This is a genomic window from Bacteroides sp. AF39-16AC, assembly GCF_003602735.1.
Taxonomy (GTDB): domain Bacteria; phylum Bacteroidota; class Bacteroidia; order Bacteroidales; family Bacteroidaceae; genus Bacteroides; species Bacteroides uniformis.
The window spans coordinates 15,599-38,403 of the sequence record NZ_QTLN01000032.1 but is presented as its reverse complement, the minus strand read 5'-3'; the positions used below and the strand labels follow the sequence as shown (position 1 = coordinate 38,403).

General features: G+C 46.0%; 27 protein-coding genes. 6 read left to right on the top strand and 21 right to left on the bottom strand.

Annotation, left to right across the window (positions count from 1 at the left end; all coding sequences use genetic code 11):
• Window positions 1–159: 159 nt before the first annotated feature.
• The 15 genes from DW039_RS18800 to DW039_RS18730 form a co-directional block, all read right to left on the bottom strand.
• Entirely contained in the window at window positions 160–771 is a 612-nt protein-coding gene (locus DW039_RS18800) for a hypothetical protein (RefSeq protein ID WP_004308698.1), read from the bottom strand.
• A gap of 82 nt (window positions 772–853) precedes the next feature.
• Window positions 854–1,030 carry a hypothetical protein gene (locus DW039_RS18795; RefSeq protein WP_004313634.1) on the bottom strand — a complete coding sequence of 59 codons (177 nt, stop codon included), beginning with the start codon at window positions 1,028–1,030 and terminating at the stop codon, window positions 854–856.
• Window positions 1,031–1,042: 12 nt separating this feature from the next.
• Complete coding sequence (locus tag DW039_RS18790; protein WP_118356389.1) at window positions 1,043–2,599, bottom strand: glucosaminidase domain-containing protein; 1,557 nt, start codon at window positions 2,597–2,599, stop codon at window positions 1,043–1,045.
• Between the two features lie 11 nt (window positions 2,600–2,610).
• Window positions 2,611–4,860 (bottom strand): zincin-like metallopeptidase domain-containing protein, encoded by a 2,250-nt coding sequence (locus tag DW039_RS18785; protein ID WP_004308690.1) that lies wholly within the window; start codon window positions 4,858–4,860, stop codon window positions 2,611–2,613.
• Between the two features lie 19 nt (window positions 4,861–4,879).
• Entirely contained in the window at window positions 4,880–6,664 is a 1,785-nt protein-coding gene (locus DW039_RS18780; RefSeq protein WP_004323424.1) for a hypothetical protein, read from the bottom strand.
• 14 nt (window positions 6,665–6,678) lie between these two features.
• Window positions 6,679–6,960 carry a hypothetical protein gene (locus tag DW039_RS18775; RefSeq protein WP_009017568.1) on the bottom strand — a complete coding sequence of 94 codons (282 nt, stop codon included), beginning with the start codon at window positions 6,958–6,960 and terminating at the stop codon, window positions 6,679–6,681.
• A gap of 23 nt (window positions 6,961–6,983) precedes the next feature.
• Window positions 6,984–7,814, bottom strand: a complete 831-nt coding sequence (locus DW039_RS18770) for a M23 family metallopeptidase (protein WP_004313633.1) — start codon at window positions 7,812–7,814, stop codon at window positions 6,984–6,986.
• A 26-nt stretch (window positions 7,815–7,840) separates the two neighbouring features.
• Window positions 7,841–8,485, bottom strand: coding sequence for a hypothetical protein (locus DW039_RS18765; RefSeq protein ID WP_004308686.1), 645 nt, complete (start codon window positions 8,483–8,485; stop codon window positions 7,841–7,843).
• 12 nt (window positions 8,486–8,497) lie between these two features.
• Window positions 8,498–9,184, bottom strand: a complete 687-nt coding sequence (locus tag DW039_RS18760; protein ID WP_118356390.1) for a hypothetical protein — start codon at window positions 9,182–9,184, stop codon at window positions 8,498–8,500.
• 12 nt (window positions 9,185–9,196) lie between these two features.
• On the bottom strand, window positions 9,197–9,892 hold the full coding sequence (locus DW039_RS18755) for a hypothetical protein (protein ID WP_004308684.1): 696 nt from the start codon (window positions 9,890–9,892) through the stop codon (window positions 9,197–9,199).
• Entirely contained in the window at window positions 9,873–10,358 is a 486-nt protein-coding gene (locus DW039_RS18750; protein WP_004313632.1) for a PH domain-containing protein, read from the bottom strand. The genes DW039_RS18755 and DW039_RS18750 overlap by 20 nt, the downstream gene beginning before the upstream one ends.
• 12 nt (window positions 10,359–10,370) lie before the next feature.
• Complete coding sequence (locus DW039_RS18745) at window positions 10,371–12,062, bottom strand: toprim domain-containing protein (protein WP_004323422.1); 1,692 nt, start codon at window positions 12,060–12,062, stop codon at window positions 10,371–10,373.
• Between the two features lie 4 nt (window positions 12,063–12,066).
• Window positions 12,067–13,635, bottom strand: coding sequence for a hypothetical protein (locus tag DW039_RS18740; protein ID WP_008659504.1), 1,569 nt, complete (start codon window positions 13,633–13,635; stop codon window positions 12,067–12,069).
• Between the two features lie 25 nt (window positions 13,636–13,660).
• Complete coding sequence (locus DW039_RS18735) at window positions 13,661–13,885, bottom strand: hypothetical protein (protein WP_005836766.1); 225 nt, start codon at window positions 13,883–13,885, stop codon at window positions 13,661–13,663.
• A 20-nt stretch (window positions 13,886–13,905) separates the two neighbouring features.
• Complete coding sequence (locus DW039_RS18730; RefSeq protein WP_004308679.1) at window positions 13,906–14,664, bottom strand: DUF4099 domain-containing protein; 759 nt, start codon at window positions 14,662–14,664, stop codon at window positions 13,906–13,908.
• 221 nt (window positions 14,665–14,885) lie between these two features.
• On the opposite strand from DW039_RS18730, the gene DW039_RS18725 reads away from it, so the two are divergent.
• Entirely contained in the window at window positions 14,886–15,545 is a 660-nt protein-coding gene (locus DW039_RS18725; RefSeq protein WP_004323419.1) for a M23 family metallopeptidase, read from the top strand.
• Window positions 15,546–15,577: 32 nt separating this feature from the next.
• On the opposite strand, the gene DW039_RS18720 is transcribed toward DW039_RS18725, so the two are convergent.
• Window positions 15,578–16,414 (bottom strand): phosphoribosyltransferase family protein, encoded by an 837-nt coding sequence (locus DW039_RS18720; protein WP_004308677.1) that lies wholly within the window; start codon window positions 16,412–16,414, stop codon window positions 15,578–15,580.
• 341 nt (window positions 16,415–16,755) lie between these two features.
• Between DW039_RS18720 and DW039_RS18710 the strand changes: the two genes are divergently transcribed.
• The 3 genes from DW039_RS18710 to DW039_RS18695 all read left to right on the top strand — a co-directional run bounded on the left by DW039_RS18710 (window position 16,756) and on the right by DW039_RS18695 (window position 18,482).
• Window positions 16,756–16,950, top strand: coding sequence for a hypothetical protein (locus tag DW039_RS18710; protein WP_072067446.1), 195 nt, complete (start codon window positions 16,756–16,758; stop codon window positions 16,948–16,950).
• A 460-nt stretch (window positions 16,951–17,410) separates the two neighbouring features.
• On the top strand, window positions 17,411–17,977 hold the full coding sequence (locus DW039_RS18700; protein WP_004308675.1) for a ribonucleotide-diphosphate reductase subunit alpha: 567 nt from the start codon (window positions 17,411–17,413) through the stop codon (window positions 17,975–17,977).
• 1 nt (window position 17,978) lies between these two features.
• Window positions 17,979–18,482 carry an SLOG family protein gene (locus DW039_RS18695; protein ID WP_118356391.1) on the top strand — a complete coding sequence of 168 codons (504 nt, stop codon included), beginning with the start codon at window positions 17,979–17,981 and terminating at the stop codon, window positions 18,480–18,482.
• A gap of 341 nt (window positions 18,483–18,823) precedes the next feature.
• Here the strand turns inward: DW039_RS18695 and DW039_RS18685 are convergent, their stop codons facing one another.
• Together DW039_RS18685 and DW039_RS18680 are read right to left on the bottom strand one after the other, a co-directional pair.
• Window positions 18,824–19,309, bottom strand: a complete 486-nt coding sequence (locus DW039_RS18685; RefSeq protein ID WP_004308674.1) for a dihydrofolate reductase family protein — start codon at window positions 19,307–19,309, stop codon at window positions 18,824–18,826.
• Window positions 19,310–19,488: 179 nt separating this feature from the next.
• Entirely contained in the window at window positions 19,489–19,689 is a 201-nt protein-coding gene (locus DW039_RS18680; RefSeq protein ID WP_007218122.1) for a hypothetical protein, read from the bottom strand.
• A gap of 475 nt (window positions 19,690–20,164) precedes the next feature.
• Here DW039_RS18680 and DW039_RS18670 point away from each other — a divergent pair, with 475 nt between their 5' ends.
• Both DW039_RS18670 and DW039_RS18665 read left to right on the top strand, forming a co-directional pair.
• On the top strand, window positions 20,165–20,386 hold the full coding sequence (locus DW039_RS18670; RefSeq protein WP_005777269.1) for a hypothetical protein: 222 nt from the start codon (window positions 20,165–20,167) through the stop codon (window positions 20,384–20,386).
• A 12-nt stretch (window positions 20,387–20,398) separates the two neighbouring features.
• Window positions 20,399–20,971 carry a hypothetical protein gene (locus tag DW039_RS18665; protein ID WP_118356392.1) on the top strand — a complete coding sequence of 191 codons (573 nt, stop codon included), beginning with the start codon at window positions 20,399–20,401 and terminating at the stop codon, window positions 20,969–20,971.
• Window positions 20,972–21,110: 139 nt separating this feature from the next.
• Here the strand turns inward: DW039_RS18665 and DW039_RS21530 are convergent, their stop codons facing one another.
• From DW039_RS21530 to DW039_RS18650, 3 genes are read right to left on the bottom strand one after another with little or no spacing between them, the layout of a single operon-like run.
• Window positions 21,111–21,464: a hypothetical protein gene (locus DW039_RS21530; protein ID WP_004323416.1), complete on the bottom strand. Its 354-nt coding sequence runs from the start codon at window positions 21,462–21,464 to the stop codon at window positions 21,111–21,113.
• A 19-nt stretch (window positions 21,465–21,483) separates the two neighbouring features.
• Entirely contained in the window at window positions 21,484–21,969 is a 486-nt protein-coding gene (locus DW039_RS18655) for a hypothetical protein (RefSeq protein ID WP_007898928.1), read from the bottom strand.
• Between the two features lie 5 nt (window positions 21,970–21,974).
• Window positions 21,975–22,532 (bottom strand): Panacea domain-containing protein, encoded by a 558-nt coding sequence (locus DW039_RS18650; RefSeq protein WP_005777276.1) that lies wholly within the window; start codon window positions 22,530–22,532, stop codon window positions 21,975–21,977.
• Window positions 22,533–22,805 lie beyond the last annotated feature (273 nt).

The following is a 22,805-nucleotide window of genomic DNA, read 5'->3' as shown; positions in this document are numbered from 1 at the left end:
ATCAAATAAATATGAAAGAAACTGACATAAACAAATGGGCAACATTAATGATCTTATGTTGACCTCAACATAAAATCATCATTTCAGCGAAGAGGTCTAATGCTTTATCTTCGCTGTTCGGCCCGTCCGTGTGCTGTTTTTTATATCCGGCCATATCCTTTACTGATTGGAATTAGACGAATCTGCTACATACTGTACAAGTTCTTCCACCTTGCATGAAACATTCAGCTTTCCGTTATATGCCGAAAGGGATATTTCACCTTTGGCATCCACTCGCACGCCCGGCTGTAACCATGCTTCGCGTTCTTTGCCAAAACAGAAAAAACGTACCCATTGGTATTCAAAGCCATCCTCTACTTTCTCCGTACTGAATGCCGAAAACATTGTGTAAGGCTGGTCTTTCTTATCCCTTTTTTCCTCGATATGCTGCCCGACCTTACCTCGAAATACTAATTCGCCCTTGACCGTATCTTTCGCATCTGCCGTAGCTGTACGAATTTCGTTAATAAAAAGATTGAAATAAAGTTTGTCACCACGGTGTTTGAGATACATTGTCCCCGAAACCTCGATGCGGGAACCATTTCGATATTTGGAAACCTCCTTTCCGGCAGTATCTTTGCTGACATCCACCTCAATAGGCATAGTCTTCCCGTCAGTGTCAGGGATCATTACTCGAAGAGGAAAAACCAGGAACGTTTTCCCTTCCTTATTGGTGCGTATCGACGCATCACGTCCGATAACGCCACATACCGTAACATTACATTTTATCATTTCTATTGTCTTTTAATGTGATACATAATCACCCGACAACTGTGTTGCCATGATTTGTTGTTGAACTGCTAAATCATTGCTCTTAATCGGGTGCTCGTATCATTGCCCAGATCAGCCATCCGGCAAGGAACAGTTGAACGCTCACGATAATGAGCGTTGCTACCCAGCCGAAGAGTTGGTAGCAGAGCAGGACATACAAGGCAAGGTAGGACAGTCCGAACAGACATCTGCATAGCTGTATCATCACGCATTTTACCATATCGCCACGCTTCTATCTTTTTAGGTTCTCTGTCTGTCCCTGCTGTTGGGACATCCCTTGTTCAAAATTCTGTGAAGCCGCTTCCGAGAGGATAACCGTATTCAGCATACCGGTTACACGTATCCTTTTGGCTTCTTCTGTGAGAGTATTGTTATTCAGTGTTGCCGACAGACGGCTTAACTCCGCAGTAGTCAACTCACGTGACATGCGCAGTTCTCCATTGTTCACTCGCAGAATAGCCTTTCCATTTTCACTGATTGCCAGTTCGCAGTTTTTCATGCCCGGTAATAATGATTTCAGATTGATGCGTCCACTATCCATTTGTTTGGATATGGCAGTCTTTTGCTCCTCCTCGTTCTTGTTGTCGATTTGTACGGCCAATAGCATAAGGGAACTAAAGGCTGTCATCGCCATCTCTACTATAGGGTCATTGCATCCTGACATTCCCACACCGCTATCCTCTGACGAAAGCAACTTCTTCATCCATCCGTCGGGCGAAAGGTTTTTGCCGGCGGCATTCTCTTCTGTTCCTTTATATCGGGTGAGCAGGCTGTTCCCGTTGTACAACACTTCCAATTTGATATTACCTTTCTGTGCGATTTCAGTCAGATAAGCCGCAGGGTCGATGTCACGCTTTGTTCCGTCTGCATAGAAGTTTGTCACGCCGAAATGTAGATGTTCGCCCGTTGTACGTGTACCTGTGTTGCCCGATGTGCCGAGCTTCCCACCGGCTTGTACTACATCACCGACCTTTACAGTAACCTCCTTAAGGTGCATATAAGTACATTGTACCTTGCTGCCATCCGTTCTGGTATATTCCACAGTCAGCGATTTTCCACCGGGCGTGTTCTTATTCTGATTCACAGCCACCACCTTCCCGTTGTTCTCAGTAGCCAGTACCGCATCGCCATTGCAACGGATATCAATTCCCTTGTGCATCTGTTGTTTCGTGTTGTCCATCGGATCTTGCCGCATACCGAAAGGCGAGGTAACAAAAAGAAACTCTTCACGCTCTACCGGGAATGAGTACTTCGCACCATACTCTGAATTTTCAGACGTTCGGAGAGGATTATGTTCCGTACCGAACCGCTTACCCTGTGTCTCCATTTCCTGCATCACCAGTTTGTCATACTGCTGTAAGCCATTTTGCTCTATAATCCGTTGCAGACTCTCGGCATATTCTCCGCCTGTGGCATAACCGGCCTGTTCGATATTTTGTGTCCAACCCTTGTAATCGTCGGGCGAAAGTGCAAAACATTGGGCATAGCGGCTGTTTTCTTTTAAAAAACGGGAGTGGTGTTCGTATGAATCACCCACACTGTCATAACTGCAAAACTTCTCATTCGGCTTATCGTCAGTATATATACCATACCTTCCTCCTTCGGCAATCCATGCAGGCGTAGCCTTGATGCCAAAATGATTGTTCTCGTTTTGCGCCAAACGGCTTTGCCCGTTGGAACTTTCCAGTATGCCTTGTGCCAACGTCACGGATGCGGGGATTCCGTACCGGCGCATCTGCTCCATAGCATACTCTGCATATTTCATTGCGTATTGTTGGTTCTTGCTCATTTCCTTACTCCTTATCTATGAAAACCTCTGTGTGTTTCTTGTTCCTCCATGTCACTTATAGCAACCCGTGCCCCGGCACGGACGAGCTTAGACAGATAGTTGTCGAGCTGCTCCGTTGAAAATTCCGTTGAAGCCGTAATGTCCCCTTCCGGATACTCTTTTAGGGTTATGCCCAATATCTTTGCACCCTGTACCGCATCTTCGTTATAGAGCCGATAACCATCTTTCGTGCGAAGCAGTTGCAAGGCATCGGGATGATTCGCTTTAAGTTTGTCCCACAACTGCCGTTCCGGTGAAATACCCTTGTTGTCTGATTCCGTCCGTTCCTGCGCTACCGTTTCTATCGGCCACAACTCTGCTTCTTTCTGTTGTTTCTCTCCGGTGTGTGCCTCCTGCGATTGTCCTTTTTGTAGTACGTCTGCGAATAAGGTAGCTGCCAAATGACGTTTGTAGCTGTCACGCTCTTCCGCTATCCACATCCGCTGCCACTGTTGCGGAGTGACACTTCGGGCAGGCTGTTTCTGCCCATCAATAGTTGCGACGCATTGTATGCCGTCTTGTTTGGTTTTGAAAACCGAAACACGCTGGATACGGTTCAAGTCTATTTCCGGCATTTCGCTGCTGAACAAATCCACCTTCAGGTCAGGTTTGACCTCGGCCAGCGCATAATACTTGTGCGCCAGTTCCATCCGAACCTTACCGATGTTATCCATTGCTTGCTTGAGTGTTGAAAAGAAGCGGTTTATATCTTCTTTATCAGGATAGATGCTATATCCGCTCTTATTTTCGGGTTTGATATAAAGTGCCCATCGTTTCTTATCATCTTGAATCATCTCTACGTGGTCAAATCCGATCTCATTCGCCTGTTTGACCGCTGACGCCACGTCCAGTGTGGAGAGCTTCTCCATTGCCCAATTCTTCAGCCGGGCCAGCATAATTATCTTCTCGGCAAAATAACTGTCATCGGGTCGATAACCTAATGCACCATCCGTATTGTAGAAGCGTACCTGCTCGATTCCATCTTTCTGCAACGCTCGCATGATACGTCCCTTGTTCATTCCCGGTATCTCGTTATCTGCCTCTGTAGAAGCCCCTGCTGGAAGAATTACATCTGCGGTTTTTGCCTGTGGGTCAATAACAAGCACAATTTTTTTCGTTTCTTTATCCGGATGCTGCCGAATCTCGTTCGACACAAAATAATGTTTGGGCATTTGCTCCTGCATGGTTGAAGTGTCTCGCCGGTTGCGCATGGTGGCGTATTCGATTTTCTCGCCCCGTTCCGCTTTATTGATTACTTCGATGGCATTGTTTACGTCACTTTCGAGAGCGTCCATCAAGTTCGGGTTCTCTTTTAGCTCCCGGCACCAGTATTCCACTGTCTTCAGACTTTCTTCAGACAACCGTGCTGGCAACCCCAGTTCCAACATTTTAATCCCTGAAGCCAGTTCCACTACCAACCGTTCCTGTCTGACAGCATCCTCCGAAGGAGCCACACCGTTCTTCATCACCATACCTTCACGCGCTAATCGTTGTTGGTGTCCGGTAGCACTCACGATTTGCCGCAAGGCTTCCTGTATATAGTCGTGATAATGTCTGAACTCTCTTTGTCGCGGCATATAGACCGCATCCTTATCTGTTTCGTAGTGGGGTACACCGCTTCCATCCAAACGAACAGGCACAAGGTTGTCTCGCATCCTCAGTAGGAAGTCGTTGAATTGAATATGCAACCGTCGGTTGTCAGCTTCCGTATATCCTCTTTCCACTGCACTTCCATACCGCCGCAACGTCGTTTCGTATCGCTCCTTATCCACGTAGGGTAGTGTCGTCTGGTCAATGTTGAACAAAGTGCGAATTTCACGGTTATGTACACCTTTATATAATTTTTGTTCCTCTTCATACAGTTTCATGTAGTCATCACGACTGATAACCTGTTCTGGATTATTGCGGTGAACGTACTTGTTCCAATTATAAAACAAAAATGGAACGCCTTGCTCATTCTCACGCACCGAGGCTCCTTGTGCCTTGGCATCGCTGAATAGCGTGAACTGGTTGGTTTTGCATCCATTTTTATCAGAATGCAGCGTCATGAATAGTGCATTGAATGCGCTGACAGAAACACCCTTTGGATAGAAGCGCGGGTATCCCTTTCCTGATGCGTTGAGCCAGTGTCCACCGGCATTCGAGGCTTCACTCAAAGCCGTAGAAAGCAAGGTGATTTGTTTTTCCTCGGCTTTCTTTTCGATTTGCGATTTTTCTTTCATCGTTTATTTGATTATAGGATTATTGAATACCCCGTGGGCGCACGATGGTTTCCAGTTTTCCGTCCTCATAATTCCGTGCGGCAGCCTGGCGAAGCTGGTCGTTCTTGGCAAGGACAGCATTTGCCAGCGTGTTCAAAGGCAATGCCCCGGTACGGTAGGCTTCTGCTACAATCGGTGACAACTGGATGGTACACGGTACTCGGTCTATCGTGGCAATCAACGTACTATCTTGCAATACAGGGTTTACTATACGTGGGTTCAGAGTTTCATTTGTATAGCGTCGGTACTGCACATTGTTCTCATTTGTTACGTTCAGTTTTCCCTCTGTTCGTTCTTTCAAGGCTTCGTGTCCTGCCTTATTCAACAAGTTCATACCTCCCAGGCCTATCAGGAGCATTTTCAGCAACGGGTTACGCACAAACATACCCGCCACAATGCTCGCTATCGGTAACATATTGTCTTCCAAATGCAATGATTCTGTCTTGCCTGTGAATATTCCCAGTAGAACATCAGGGAGCATGGCCATTACATAACCGAGATTGCCTGTGATATTACCTATGCCATCCAGTCCCAGCATACCAAGCAGTCCGCCCCAACCGTTTCCCTGTGCTACTTGCGCACTTTGTATCGTTTGTACATGTTGTTCCGCATCATTGGCAGGAACAACAGTTTCATGCTTCTCTTCTTTCATAATTTCATCCTGTTCTGTCCTGACCATTTTCGCTTTGTCACATTGTTCCAAAGACTGCAAGTAGGCTTCTTCCTGTCCGGGAGCAACAACAATCGGCACATCCTTGTACCGTTCCTCATATTTCTGTTCTTCCTTGCTCTGTACATTCGGCCACAATAAACCGCTATTCTGGTTTTGTGTCCATTCCATGAAGCCAAAGTCCATGACAGGGATTTTCTTTTTCAGTTGCTTGTTGTCTGTACCAATCGCCGTGTTCTCTTTGATTTGTATTTGGGCTGCCTCTTTGCGAAAATCGTCGAATACGTTTCTGTCTCTGCCGAACACTCCTTTACTGATGCACTGTTCTACTGAAAGGGTATCAGGCTTCTTGCCTTCAAAATGATTGGTGATGGCTGCAATAGCCACATCTGCACCGGTAAACTTTGCCAGTGTCGTCCATGAACCAGTACCACCCATCATCAGGGTATCTGCGGCTGTGCCCAACATCCATCCCGTACCTTTTTCCCATCTGTTCGGGCGGTAAGCTGCTTCGCCTCGTGCCTCTATTTCATCGGTCAGCGGTGAACGGCTTAACGTCTGCGATAATCCCAGCAGACTCGATTCGGCAGCCTTTCGGATGATGTAGTCAGCGGAAGACTTGGGCATACGTTCTTTCACCAACCGGTCAATCATCAGTTCCTCTATTCGGTGGTCCATATAGGCATAGGCGAGGTCACAACCGAGCTGTTCTGACAACTCATTGTAACGTGCCCTTCCGATTTCCTGCACGACGGTATCCCGCCACTGCCCGGCCATATACGCAAGGTCTTGCTGCATTTCCTCGGAACCGGTAATCTCCGTCTTGCACATCTCGATATAGTCCTCTGTTGTTTTGGAGTTCCATTCGCCTGTGACCTTGAGTGCTTGATAGGGGTCGCTCATTGGTTGTGCCGAAGATGCCATCATACTGAGAATACCACCTAAAGAGGTGGAATATTCTTTCATTTCCTCTCCCTGATTCCGTATGAGGTCAGTCCGCGTTTTTGACATGATGGGTGCGATATGGCAGTTGAAATAGTCGTTCACGAGGCGTTCCATTTCTGCAAACCGTCCGCTATGCTTGATTCCGTCCATAGTGTATTATATGTTTATCCTATTCTATTCATTAATAATTGCTCTTTTGTCTGCTCGATGGCGTTGTGGTAAATTTCCATCTGTTTGGGATAAAACTCTTCCAGCCATACATCCTTCTCGATGTTGTCGTGAATGAAGCGTATCGCTTGTTCTCGCTCAATCTCCACCGATGCTTCGCCCTCTTCCCGGTTATTGAACCATGCTTTCGTCCACCAGCGCACACCGGCCCGGTCAGGATATACCGTGACTGCTCTCGGTATGTCAAAGCTCTGGATGTCTATGTCTAATTCTGCCAGTGGGTCAATGATACCACTATGGGTCAGGGCTTCGTCGTAGAGTTTTTTTTTACATCATCGCCCATCGTCGATAAGTACACGCCATGCCGTAGGGCAAGGTAATGCAGGAAGTCCGCAATGAGTAGGTTCTGCACCTTACAAGCAAGCGGCATTGCTTTATGTCCCAGTCCGAGTGGGTTGGATATACTTGGCATATTTTCATAGAAATATTCTTTGACTGCTCCCATTGTAAAGACATGGCGGAGTGACTGCTCCGTATGTGGAGGAAGTCGGTATGCACCACGCTGTAAGTCTTCCATGTAGTAGGGCAGGAAACGTAGCATCAATTCCTCTATTTCCTGTCTGTCCTGCTCGTAATCGGTGGTCAGTGCCATCTCCATGTTGGGAGATGTTGCCGCTTCGCCTCCATCAGCATGACACAATGCTTGGATATTCCCATACAGCATGGTTAGAAATTCCAGCGGATTCAGTTCCTCACCCTTGAAGCGTATCCCGATATGCAGCTTGTCACCGCTTAAAGCTACAGTCTGTCCGGCCTTGACACGCTGTCCGAACTGGGCGAAGACATTTGACAAATGCCCATAGGTCACTTCATACTCCCCATAGCGTATAGTTTGGCAGATGCCGAGTATAGGGTCATTGCCTATACCTGACACGATACCGCTGGCGACAGCCGCCAGCGTGTAGCACCGTACATCGAAGTCGATGCCATGATGAAAATATGTTTTGCCCGTTGTCGGATCGGTTTGTTCGCCATAGCCGAGCGATAGTTTCACATCCTTGCCCTTCCGTTCTTCAAAAGGCATACAGTATCCACTTTCGGATTGCAGGATCATTTCTTCTGTATATTTCATTATGTGATTATATTTGATTCTTATTCTTATCTTTTCATCCCCCCGCTATTCGTCTGTTCTTCAACGGGAAGAGCGGGTGTCTGTATTCGTTGTATGCTTCTCGTATCAGGTGTGCGGAAAATACCGGCATTGTTACCGATAAGCATCATGCCGAGAAATGCACCGGCAATCTTGCCCAGCCAGCCGAAGCGTCCGAATATAAGAAATGCTGCTGCGACCAGTCCCGCTATACTCAATCCCGACACGTTACCCTGTCCGAGATTACGGAAAAAGTTACCGAACATATCGGAAACTCCGCCATTGGAGACTTGCCGTAGAAAATTCGATACTCCACCCAGTTTTGAGTCTATGCCGGCTACCGTACCGCTGACGGAACCGACTGCTTCTCCGGCTTTGCTTGTCAGTTCTCGCACACCGTCCGCTGCATCTGCAAGGGTATCCGTAGCCGATTTCCCTATGACCGCATCGCTTACGATATGTACCACGCTCTTATCTGTGGTTAGTTTCTCCCAACCCACATAACCGACTGCACCGCCGATGGCTGCGGTCTTGACGGCTTGTCCTGTGCCCCGTAAGGTTTGTGAAGGATGCAGTGCAGCATGTCCCATACTTCTTCCGGTAGCTTTTGCTGCTTTGCCGCCATATTTTAATATTGAATCCCAAATTCCCATATCATTACATTTTTAAGGTCTTACATTCTTTCCAATCTGTCGCCAACGTCGCTTGGCTGCGTCCACGATACTACGTTTATCGGCTTCGGGATGTGCACCCTCGTCGATTTCCCGCCAAATGTCGCCCATTGTCGTGTACTTTACCGCTTTGGTCAGTCGTTGCAGCTTTGTGTTCATTGTTTTGAGCTTTGGACGGATGCCAAAGACAATTTCCATACGCTCTTTTTCCGTCATCTTGTTCTCCGAAAGGCACGCTGTGCGTATATCGTTCACAATTTCCACGCTGTTCATCATCAGTTCCCTATAAATCTTGTTGCGCTGTGTGGATAGGGCTACGGCAAGCGTATTGGCTGGACTTCGCTTCAATTGTTTGGTGAAGTCGCCCATATTGTCTGTCAGCTTCGATACCTCATAATAGAACCCATAAGTTTGCGCCGCATAGCAGACTATTGACCGGAAAGAGTTTAGATAGTTATTAAACTCTCGTTGCAGGTCTGTTGTCGCCTGCACTTCTTCTTTTGTCCAAATATGTCCGGTGGTCTGCATCAGCATGACCTTTTCCTGATTCTTCAGCTCCTTCTCTGCCTTTTCGGTATATACTGCAATCATTCCGGCCAGTACAGGGTCATTCTGCGCTTGTACCTCACCGATACCGGTAAGACACAGCAGTAATATACTTATCCAAATTGTCCATTTCATAACTGATATATTTTATCGGACGAGAGCTGCCGCCCTGTGCCAATGGGACAGAGCCATACGAGCTGCCTCACCGTTGTCACGGTCAAGCATTCCTGCCGTTACGTTGTTCCACACATCATTGAAAGTATAGTACCGTATGCTCAAATAGAGCAGATGTAACTTCCGGCTAAAATCCGATAGTTGGTCGTTCAACGCCCATAGCGTCTTGCTGCGTTCTGCCCCCGTAAGCATGTTTTCGTTGCTACCTTTGGCCACAGCGTCATTCAGCAATGTAAAAACAGAGACAAGTTCCGTTGCTGTTTCTATATAGAGGTTGTTCATGTTCATACTGGCCACAATGCCCTGCGGATTGTTTTGGATGGCCTTGCCTAATTTCCCCAGCGTGAGGAAAATCCGCACACCGTCATTGTAGAGATGCGTACAGGCTTTCAGTGATGAAGCGTAACCGCTTGCTGTCTTGAGGTAACTGTTGTACTGCTTCTCCCACTTGTGGATTTGGTTGAACTCGGTAGCGATGCTGTTTTGGAGCAAGGCTGTTTGTGTCTGTCCCTTTATTTGTTTTTCAATCTGCCCGTTTATCAGTTCGTTACCTTCGGCCAATGCAGTCCATTCCAACGGATTGGAAGCCGCAATTTGGGCTTCTGCCACCTGTGGAAGCAGGCATACCAGCGAGGCAACCAGCCCCAGACTAATGATTCGTGATTTCATATATTCCCTTTTTTCGTTTGTTAGTTTCTACCCGTTCACGGATAATTGACACGAGGTCGTCCCTATGGAAGATACCGATCAGGTCAAGACGGGGCGTGTTTCTGTCCATTGAAAGGATACGTACGGTTTTCAGCCCACAAAATTGTTGCAGCAGGCTTTGGTGCTCTTGAAAATCCACGATACGATATAGCTCCATATAATCCACTTTGCGACGGATAATACCGTATTCACTGACAAGTTGTTCCGTGCCGATGCAATAACGGATTCGCCGCAGGTAGAGATAACGGTAGAGTAACAGTAACGAGAGTATCAAGGCAATTACTGTGGCAATAGCTGTCAATGGCAGCCCTTCCATGCCTCCGTACACCCATACAGTGCCGCACAGCACGAGAGTGGGCAGCTCGTTGATGACAAATTGCCCGGTATGTGGATGGATGACAATGGTTTTGTGACAAGTTCTCTGCATAGGTTTTATGGATTATCGGTGAAAACGGGAATGAAAGTCTTCTCTCATTCCGGAAAGAGAATTGGTTATATCCACTTCCAACCGGGCAAGTTCTTCCCGTATCTTGTACATTTCCTGAAAACCCTTATCTGACATTCCTTGGTCATTGGTTTCAAAGGAGAATATTACTCTGTCCGCACGTTCAAGACGCTTTCGCACAGCCTCATGGTCCGCTTCGTCGTATAATCCGTTTCGGATATGTTCCGGATTGACTTCGGGCAAATCGGACAAGGCATGATTCAGCGTGGCTTTACCGCTGATCTCCCAATCGTCAAGGTTATCCTTCTCTGGTTTTATCCGTTTGCCGAGTAGCTGGTCGTTCCAATCCTTATAACCCTCTGCGGCAGATTCATACAAGATGCATCCTGTAGCTTCCGGACCGGAAATGGAAGCATCAATCGCTTTTTCGATGGCTTCCAGATTGCTTCTCATTTTCTCTAATTCTTCCTCACTGGCAGAACCTTCGTCACGAGCCATTTCGTACTCATCCATACAAACCATTCTCATTTCCTGTAGATAGCCGTCACCAATTCCCATGTCGTCACGCTCCCCATTCTTCAAATTTTGTTTTGCATCATTTATACCCAGAATGGCTGTAATCTTTTCAAAATTGAATGGTTCAAGTTCTATTTCATACTGTGAATAGTCTTCGCTGTTGTTCTGTACAATCAGTCTGCCGGTTTGTGACAGACAGGTGGAGAAGTTCCAGCCTGCATGAGTGAGAGCAAAGTGGATAGCATAGACTTGTCCGGCACGGTCATGATCGAAGCAAAGATGATGTGAGGCATGGGGAGTTGCTTTTATCGCTCCTATGAATTGCTGCTGGCTCGGTGCCCCTCCGGTAGAGATGAATACCGCCTTTCGCAGATCCTTGTTCTGTGCCTGATGAAGTTGGTAATATGCCATCGCATCATAAGCACTTTCGAACCAATAGATATGTTTGGCGGAGGTGAGAGAAGTGCGGGCAGGGCTGGCAATCCACAGTCCCTCGCTTGAATTGCTCCCTGCGGCTTTGCCTTTGTAGCTGCCGCTCCCGTCCATACGGGCACGTCCTCGTTCTTCAAGTCCCACAATCGCTCCGTCGCCTTTGGGCAGGGTTAGTGGAAAGGACAGGTTCGTGTAGGTCGCACCGTCCTCCCGATGTTTCGTAGCCAGATAAAAATGCCGATGGAAGGCATATTGTGTATAAAGGTCGATACCTCGGCTTTTAAAATAAGGATAAAATTTTTTCTGCGTTTCCCGATTCTGCGGATTGAACTTATGAATGTCGTAATCCGCTATGTCAAATGGCTTTACATCTCGTTTAGGGTTCACTATTCGGGTTTTCCGTTCAGTGACAGGAATGTTCAGTAATCTGTTACAGACAAGATTCACCAGTCTGTCCGGAGACATACCCGCATGGTACTCCGTGAAAAAGTGCGGATGCTCCTTGATGAAGGAAATGATGTTATAAACTTTCTGTTGTTGTGCGTGGAAACAGCATTTTCCTTGTTGTGTCACAATAAATTTGTCACCACGGATACGTCTGCCGTCGCTGTCCAAACGAACATACGAGGGATAGCGCAGACCGTCACGACGGTTCAGGTGATACCCTGCGTCAATCAATACGTCCTGGATGTTTAGTCGTTGCAGAAAGTCATCGTATGTAAGGTCTCCGTCTCTCATAGGTTTACCTCCCTCTTCTCATTTCATTAATATCTTGATTCATCTGTGCCTCGAAATTACGGATGGCCACATCTCTCGGTGTATCTACACCGGGCTTGAAGTATGGATGTGGCGGTCCGCTGAAACGTTCGCCATAGAACTCCGGAGAGTGGTGGTGATGGAAGCCATGTGCGACTTCCGATGCCACCACAGCACCGGCGGTAAGGGCAGCGAATATCTTCACGCCAAGCCCCTTGTTCGCTTCAGGACGTGTCTTCATATCCACCTCGTTGAAAATCTTCGAAAAAAGTTTCATCCGGTGGTAATCATCCACAGCAAGAAACTTGTCGTAGTCTTTCTGGCTGATTTCGTGGCTGATGACCTGTCCGTCAATAACAGCGGACATCTTGTATTTACCCTCCGTCTGTGCCGGTTGCACGGCAATGTCACTGACCTCTACTTCCCGGCCATGTTTCTCCTCACGATACCAGCCTTTGCTTTCGTTGAGTAGTTGCAGGTCACGACCGTCCACGGCTGCACCGATACTGCCCTGTATGTATTCCTGCCGCATCGGAGTTTCTTGCTGCATGAATAATTCTTGTTCCTGCCGCTGCCGTTCTTCCAGTTCATGCCGCACTTCGGGATGCAGGCCGATACTGATGCGTTGTTCGCTGTTGAGCTGTTCCATCGTTACTTTATCGGCAAAGTCCGCTCCGATAATGCCGTTCAGCAGATCCAGCCGTTTCTCCACAGGTTGTTCCTCGATGGATGCGGTAGCCAGTTTTTTCACTTCTTCTTCCGTCAGGTCATAGACCATATCGGCATTGACACTTTCCGATTGTACGGTCAGTGTCCTCCGTTCCATATCCACGATAAGACCGTGCGAAGTAAGGCACTCCGACCATTTCTCGTTGGAAAAATAGACTGGTGAAGCAATCAACTCCTTGTATGCTTGTGCCGGTTCCTTGCTGCGCGGACGGCTGACAAGCGGTGTAATGACCTCCTGCAAGTTCTTCAATACATCTTGCTGTACAATGGGTTGCTCCTGTTGACCGCCTTTGTAGTAAAAGCCGTAGCCACCCGATTGCAGTTCGCCGGGCTTCATGCGCCCGTCTGGGCGTTCGGGTACGATGGATGGCCCCGGAAAGAAAAGCTGCCCACCAACTCTGCGTAGGTGGAAACCCCACTGTTCGCGTGGTGTCCAACCAAGGAATGGAGGGGGCATACCCAGTCGCCCCATGTGTCCGTACTCACCGATACCGATGCGGTAGCCATGTAGCCCCATCGCCACGCGACCGTTGGCATTGCGGGCATGGACGAAATTTTTCGGCATATAGAAATCTTTTCCTATGATACTCGTGAGTATGTTGTAGGCTTTCTTGTTGGCCGTATTCGTTCCCCAGTCCGTCAGAGCCAACATCTGTCGTTCTGTTATAGGATAGACCAATAACGGTGAATCATGCCCTTGCACAATCAGCCGGTAGCCGCCTCCGTCAAATGCGACATGGGCTTGAAGTCCGTTACGCATCAGTAGATTGCGCATTTCGGGTTGCAAGTCCATCTGCCGAGGATTAGTGTTTGTTCGTATCGTCATAGTCTGATGTTATGATGGTTACTTGTTATGCGTTGCCGTATTTCATAGCCGCTTCCAATTGTTCGTCTTTGAAACGGACAAACCCGGCGGCAGAATCTTCGCAGACCGTGAGTCCTTTTTCCTCACAGTAATGGGCGTACTCCTCCTGCCACTCGGCAGAAAAATGATTGATGTAATCGAGCCAGCCGTATTCGCCGCTCTGCATCTTCTCGACGAGAATCTCTTCGGGATAATATTTCTGTTGTGCCATACGCTTATATTAAATAGGTTTTATTTGTGAATACCTGCCATTCGGTTACGCTCACCGCTTTTCTTCTGTTCGTTCCACAGTTCTTCGGTGTATTCCTCCTCTGGAACGTAGTCGAGATTGCCGTCATCATTCATCACCCAGCAACCGTAGCAACCGAAGGTGTACTTATCCCATTCACGCTTGGGTTGCTCTTTCCATTTCTGCGCGTCACCTGCGCAGAAACGGATGCCTGTCTTGTTGTGAAGGTCGATGCCTACCGTGACAGGTTCGCCATCCACTGCCACCGTCAGAGGCTCACCATGCTGCATTCCGTTTACTTCTACTGTACCTAAGTGCATTACCTCTGCCAGCACTTTCAGGTTACGGGCGATGATGGGTGTCGGAACATACATCACCTGTTTTGTCTCCTCGTCGATTTGCACGAAAGCTTTACTGCGTCGTCCGTCCGCCATAGCCACGTCTGCAATGATGGATTTGCCGTCAAGCAACTGTTTTTGCTGCTCCTCGTTGTAGCATTCCAGTGGTGACGACTTCAGTGTGGGATAAAAGACCACATCCACCTCGCCGCTATCCATACGGATAAAGGCAAACCGACTGCGACTCTCGATTACTTCGCCATTCTCGTTAGTGACACGCATGGGCAGTACCGGCGAGTAGCCGCCTTTCCCGATTTCTTTCAGGATACACAGGGGCAAATCTTCAATCATTTCTTGGGTAAGCCCAAAGCGGGCCAATGTCGGATAAGGCAGTTCGTTGAACTCAAATTGTTCTTTTTTCATATTCTGAACGATGTTATAAAATTATACTCAGCAAATATAGAGCGATTTCTTATCTGATGACTAAAACATTTCTTTATAAGTGATTATAAAGTGGTATTTTTAATGTTTTGAATATGATTTTTCGCAAATAATCATATTCAAAATTGATTAAATAGTTATATTTGGAGAGAAAACAGTCGGCAATGGACAGACCATAAGAAGAGCGTGCTAACTTTGCTGCCATGAGAAAGATTTTATTATTGATGATGACGGGTGTCTCATTATGTATCACGCCAGCCAAAGCACAATTCAATACCGTTGCCGTTACCCCAACACGCTACAAGATGGAGGTATTGGATATGGGGTTAGACCAAGCGGAACCGGCATCCGAAAGCGAGATTTCCGTACAGGAAGTTTCAACAGGTATCCCGGTATCCGCAGATATGGATAAGAAAAAGTGGATGGATCGTTACTTGAGTGTAAGTTACCCGTTACGTTATATCAAGGTCACTTCGCCTTATGGCTACCGTAAGGACCCGTTTACGGGAAAGAGTAAATTTCATGGCGGACTGGACTTGCGCGCACGTGGCGACAAGGTGATGGCCATGATGGAGGGTGTGGTCGTGAAGGTCGGACAGGACAAGACTTCCGGCAAGTATGTAACCTTGCGGCATGGTAGGTACACCGTCAGTTATTGTCATCTCTCTAAAATTCTTATCGTCAAAGGGGCAATAGTTCATCCTCGTGATGTGGTTGGCATTACCGGCTCCACAGGACGCAGCACCGGCGAACACCTGCATATCACCTGCAAACTCAATGGCAGGAGTATCAGCCCCTCGCTTATACTCGATTATATCCAATCCATCCGGCAGGAGTGTATATCAGCATTGGCAGGTTTGTAAAAGAGAAGTGAAAAGGGCTGAAAACGTTCCGGTTACTTTGTCATCCGTTCAATAATATGGGCAATATGGTTGCCCCAGACGTGTATTTGTACAAGGAGCATCGAAGGCATGGAGAGCGTCTTGCCATAGAAGATAGCCGCCACTACTTTGCCACCGCACCGTTCTATCTCTTCCTTGTAATCCACCACGCTTTGCCCGGTTGTCAGCACATCATCTATGATGATAATCTCTTTCCCTTTGATTTTTCCGGTAATGAGGTAGTTTCGTTCGAGGATACGCTTCTCTCCACCTTTGGCCTCATGCAGGCTTTCTCGTGCATCGCAAATATCAACGTCGTATAGTCCTGAAGTTAAATCCTGTCGGTGCTTTCCGATGTACCAGTCGAGCCGTTTGAACCGTTGACCGTATTTTATCCAGTTGCTACACGGCATGAACATTATATGGTAAGGTCTCTTTTTCAGTTGCAAGGCATTCATACACGTTTTAAAGAACTCGATTCCGTGTATATCTCCTTGTTTGAACTGGTAGATGGAATGGCAGAAAGCCCTCTGTTCATCATTGAGCAGCGCATTGTATCGTGACGGATAGTAATATCCGTAAAAGGAGATTCGGATGCCTCGTAACTTGAACGGCTTATGGGGAGAATGGCCATCAAACCGTTCGGGATGCAAGAGACAGAACATACGGCAGGCTTCCCGATGACCGGCCATTACCGCCAGACGACAGTAACGTTCACGTTCCTCGCTCTTTTCGGTCAACCGTGCGGCGGCGAATGCCGCTTCTCCTGCTTTTCGTCGCCAGTAGCCGATAATATACCACAATGCCCCAATTGTGAAAAGCAGGAGTATGAACAATAGTCTTGCATTCATCGTATTTTTATTTGAATGAAGCAGCCCGTTTCAATCTGGTTATTTACAACATTACGGTGTATTTCGACATAATCGGATATGGGGGTTATGGCTTCATTACTTATATCAAATTCGTTTTCACTCACTTGCAAAGTTAGCAAAATCGTGGCACTAATCTAAAATAGCACCGATAATTTATAAGCCATATCACTTTTATATCATAAAGTCTTACCCATACAATTTCCTCTTTTAATTGTACATGCTCAACTTTTATAGAAGATGTTCGCCCTGACCGGTACACGGCAAATGGCATACAAGTCTGCTATATGCTGTGTACCAGTCTTTGGGATAAAGCAAGGACGATGGCACATTTGCCACAAGTGTCAATCAAGCCAATCTGTTGTCCTTGCAGCGACCTCTGCTATCTGTTCTTTTGTAACCGGCAATGCCGTCTGTTTGTTTTTATAGCTTCGCCCCACACCATCAGCGGAGCGTCACAGGACTTGTCCGCAAGAGACATTCACTCACCTTATGGCAGCAGAGCTGCTATGGGGTGAGTGAAAGACTCTTTACGGAAGCCAAACATGAAAAGACCGTACACCTCGGTCACAAACTGCCAAGGCTTACGCTTCGCCAGATTTGAGACTAAGTTGTATGGTCACTTCATCGGGAAGTTTGGACCGGCAAGCCACAGACGTTCCACTGCCCACCCATTCCTTTTATAAATCTTGCACCTATTCTACATGTCTATATGACAACCGCCTGTAGTAAGAAAGCATATTCTGTTTGTCGGTTAGCTCTGCTGTAGTCATATTTTCCGCAAAGTAAGCCGCCTTTTACCAAACATCAAATCGCCACTATCGCTGGAACGAAAAATCTTCCTCTGACACGTCAGAGCGTATTTCTTGTCGCCGTTTTGTCTTATCGGTATTCTTGGGCGGCAGTTGATGGCAGAAAATATCCCTCAGCAGGCTGAACAGCCTTCAAAAAGAGGGAAAAAGAAAAATTATCAGAGTTATGGCAAAGACGATAGACATAGAACTTCAAAAACAGTTGGACAAGCCACAGGCATGGTTCTGCAAGTATTTTCCTGCACGCATACGCAATGTGAGTGAGCGTGAGATAGCAGACCGCAAGTTAGTCTTTGATTTCAAGGATGGACGGGCATACGAAGAGGTTGCTCAACGCACGGCAGCCAACATGACCGAACGTTATGGAACATCATGTACTAACATTGTATTTTCTCCCGTACCGGCATCCACCGATAAGAAGAACGAGATACGTTACAAAGCATTCTGCCAAAGAGTATGCGAACTGACGGGAGCTATCAATGGTTATGACCATGTATCAGTGAGTGGTGAGAGGCTAACCATTCACGAAAACCGTAAGGCAGAGAAAGAAATCCGTAAGGTAAACGTCATTGAGTTTGATTCGGCTTTTTTCAACGGCAGGTCTGTGGTAGTCTTTGATGATGTGATAACCAAAGGGCTGAGTTATGCTACCTATGCCAATCAGCTTGAAAGCCTTGGTGCTAATGTACTCGGAGGTATATTCCTCGCAAGAACCCATTACAAAGTGAAATAATATGACCCAGACAAAGTATGATAAGGCAGTGTCCGTTTGCTTCAGTGGACACCGCAATATTCCATTCCTATACAGGAAGCAACTGAAGCTGCAATTAAAGGCAGCGATAACCAAGGCATACGCTGGAGGTTATCGTCATTTTTACTGTGGTTGTGCCATGGGGTTTGATATGCTGGCGGCAGAAGTTGCTCTTGCGTTGCAGTCCGAATTGTCAGGTCTGCAAGTTATTGTCGTAGTACCGTATCGCGGACAATCCGAGCGGTGGAACGATGCGATGAAAGCCCGGTATGATACTATTCTCTGTAACTCGGATGATGTTATCATCCTGAGCGAACACTACTACCATGGCTGTTTGCTTCGACGCAACGACTATATGGTTTTTCACAGTTCGTCTCTTATTGCCTGGTATGACGGCAACCCCAAGGGTGGTACGTTTTATACTTATCGTAAGGCTACAGCGAATGGACTAAAAGTTCTAAATCTCTATGGCAGCTCAATCGTATAACAGCCATCTTGTTTTCGCATATTCCGAGCCGTAGCGGTGACTCCTTTGCCATTCATGTAAAGGCTGTTTTGTCAGCCATAGCGTGATATGGCAAAGTACGCTATTAGTTCTGATGTATTGCCCGGCTTTACCTATGTGCCGGTTTAGTTGGTGTTGCTGTATTTTTATATCTTCGGAGGCTCCATCCTCCTTATATCTTTCTCTACCTTTTTTAGTATTCGGCTTAAAAAGTAATATACTTGCCTTACTTTTCGCCTATTTAGCATGTTTAAGGCACGTCTTTTTATAAATAAGTGCAGCAATTGGTTGCTGCACTTTTGCTATAATATCTATTTGTCATATTAGACCTTCCCGTACACCGTCCTCATTTTTCCGTCCACCAGCACCTTATTTGACCGCACAATCCAAGCTCTGCCGTCATTCAATCCGCATTCCAATGCCTTTTCGCCGCCGCCGATTAGTACCGGAACGGTTGTCACTGTGATTTCGTCCGCCAGCCCGTTATCCAAGAGTAAAGCCCCGATTTCCTCACCGTAAGCCACCACCATACCGTCGCCGTCTTCCTTCATCTGTCTCAGTTCTGCCACTGCATCTCCTTGGATGAACTTCACTCGTTCATTCTCCGTCAGGTCGATGCCGCCGTTCGTTACAACCAAAGTCTCTTTCGCCGTAATCGGCCAACCTAAATGGTTCATATAAATACGCAGGTAAGTTTCTTCGTCAATCAGCACACAACTGGAGGCATCCACAGCCGCATCAAAATGCTTGTCCGAAGGAGCCGGACAACCGTCGATGGACTGGTACACGTGCAAGGAAATCTGTTTCATATTCAATGTGTTTTTAAGAATTATGTCCACCTTGCACCCTAAAGAACAGCATGAACCCACACTATTCCGGAATAGAGGTACTGCCATACCTAAAAGGTAGATAAGCAAACCCTTGCTGTATAAACATACAGTATGAATATTTTGCTATACATCTTGTCTTTTTGATAAGTGTCAGTTTTCTATTCCAAGACGTTCAGTGAACGTATAATATGTATATCAATCTCCGCCTGTTTCCAAGCCGAGTATGAATCTTCCATGTCACGACAATGACCGTACCCGAAAGTACCGTCTGCTGTCTTCATTTTGACAAAGATAACGAAAGATTGGCGGACAAGCAAACAAAAACCATTGTTTTTCAGGTTGCCTGTTCCGAACTGCATTCTGTCTTATCAAAAAGACTTACTCATTCCCTATGATTTAATACAGTCGTTATTCTGCAATTATCAAGAGATGGGCCAATCCATCCGATTCCACCTCCCTTTATAGTTCACCTTCCTCCGATATAGTACGGGCAATCCGTTCCGGTTGTCCGTTACCCTGTTTTAACACCCCTGTTTTACAGTTTTATTCATCCCTTTCTATTTGATTGTCATTTATTATCGTTTTGCTGCTGCCGTGCGACCTCTCGTGGACTTATTTTCCCGCAAAGGTAATAGGCTGCTCCAATCTTGCCAATGCCGGCGTTCCGCCGCGAGTGAGCCGCAAAAATCTTCCTCTCCGTCTGTCGAGCGTATTTTCCCGCATCAGCCTTGTCAGATTGTTTCCGCCACCTTTTGGAGGCAGAAAAATAAATCCCAAAGGTCGCAAACAGGTTGAACAAAGGGAAATAGTAACAATAAAAACAAAAATAACATTATGAAAACAGAGATTAGGCAGAATGGCAAAGTGATACTATCGAGTACAGACGATATATCCATTCCGATGATTTTCAAAAACTTATGTGGTAAGAACTTTTCTGGAAACGACTATCAAAACTATCTCAGAACAGTTTGTCAGGATATTGGTGTTACGACGGGGGCGATTGAGTATTATGCCGACAACGTTTTGATTGAGAAAGCAACTATTCCTGAATTTTAAAAACTATATACAATGAAAAGGAAAGAGAAAGCAGCAGTAGATGAATTTGTTGCCCTTGTAGGAGGCAAGACATGGGAGCCTGTACGCCATAAATGTATGGGTAAATGGAGTGGTATGACCGATTACGGTTTTGTCATAGACGGACGGATAACGCTCTTTGTTTCCAATAGTATGGCATACTTTAAGAAACGGATTCGTGAGTGGATTAAGTCGATACATACTTTTGAAGCGAAGAAAGATTGCTACCTTCGCTTGCTACGTGAACAAATTGAAAAGGACAACGACAAGGCAAAGGACGAAAAGTTAAATCCTGTCAGACTGATAGACATTGGCATCTTATCCCCCGAAAGCAATAGCCCGTTTGATTTTTTTACCCCTTATGTGTTAGTCGAAATAAACGGCAGGCGGTTCAAGCATCAAACAGCGGAGTTAAGTTGCGCTATTATGGTGGATAGTTTGGCAGGATACCTTGAAGAATGCAACTGCAAGGATATATACACGGCAAGGGCAGTGTGTACACCTGACTACATTTTTTGCGGTGTGCGGTTTGACTCCCGTGATAATATGTATAAGATTGGAAAGTAGAGATTAATGATGTCTGAAGAAGTTATCACTTACAACGATAACTCCAGTCGTTTTAAAGGACGGCATCAGCATTTGACCTACTAAATACATAAGTTCCCAATTTACGATTGGAGACTTATGTATTTTTCTGTATGGAAAACTAATCAAATAATCGCTGACTTATCATCCAGTCATTAAGCACGTCCGGATCTACACGATTTGTAAGATTCACATTTTTACTCAAACAACCGATTTTCTCACCTCTTAAATAAATAACTGGTGGGGTTAATGTATTCGGATTGTATGGACTTAACGATGAACTGGGACTTCCATATATGGAATACCGATTCTTGAAAGATATACTTGAAAAGTGACTACCGTATATATTCTCGTTGTTGGATATGGAATCAGGAGTAGATGTGTTCAACGACAATCTGCCTAAATACAAACCGTCATTTGCCAATAGAAACGATTCTTTCCTTGAAATTCTGGTATCTAAACCTATTCTATCCATTCCCTATGATTTAACGCCATTATTTAATAATGCCATAACGTCTTTTAGTTGCATTATCGAACACCTCTGTCTCTCTTAGAAACTGCATTACCCGTTCCCTGTCTTCGGAAATCAGGCAACCTTTCAGTTTACCGTTCTTTTCCGTGATTTTTAATTTTGAAAGTTCGAATATATCGGAACAATCCAGCCAACTGTCATAGTCCAGAATATCACGATAGTTCCGAACCATCAAAGGATATTGGCAGTCCAGTAGCTCTTCCGACCTCTTGGAAGAATCTATTTCCGAATTTATCAGTAAGGCACCGATAGCGACACCTTCCGGAGTAAAGCCGATAATAACAATATATTTATTACGGTCTTTATATCCGTCTTTTAGTATCAGTCCGTCCTCTTCGTCCAAGGGGACATAAATAATGTCACCAATTTTGACTGATGACATCTCTACTTGCTCAGCTTTGGCCATTATAGCTTTCAGCTTTTCCAATGCACCGGTTTTGTCGTCCATTTGATTTAAGATAAAGCGTTCTTGACAATCTGCTTTTCTCGGATATAATCTACCATGTCCTCGGTAGCTTTTCCTGCCCGGGCTATATCTATAATGGTAATGAAGTTCTTTTGAGGATCATCCTGAATGCGTGTCATCGCTTCTTCCCATGCCGAGTCGTGCGACAAATCGGACAAGTCATAAGGGTCTGTATCCTTATATTTAGCGATAGCAGCGTCAAGACAACGTTTGTTGGCACCTGATATATAGTCCATATCGGGTACGGCAGAAGTATATACCTTCTTGTCACGAACCTCTATGTCTGAAAGGAACTCGTCAAAATTCCCATCCAAGGGTTTGCCTTCTGCAATTTGCAGTGCCTTGTAGGTATAGGCTGGCACCGGGCCATGCTTCAATGCTCTGAAAGAGTCTTCGACAATCACTTTGCCATATTTGACAAGATGGTCCTGTTGGGCAAAATAAAGTATTTTAAATAACTTTATATAGTCCACTCCTTGAGTGAAACTCTGCATGATGTAGAGTACCACTGCTCTTATTTTAGCAATCTGTATAGCTGTTTTCATTTCAAAAAAATCTATGCGATTACAAAGATACAACTAATTTGCTGAATAATACGCTCATGATACAAAAAAAATAGTCCGTTGCATTTTTTTACGACATTTAATATAGTCGTCATTCTGAGAGTAATAGTCTGCAATTATCAAGAGATGGGTCAATCCACCCGATTCCACCTCCCTTTATAGTTCACCTTCCTCCGATTATAGTACGGGCAATCCGTTCCGATTGTCCGTTACCCTGTTTTAACACCCCTGTTTTACAGTTTTATTCATCCCTTT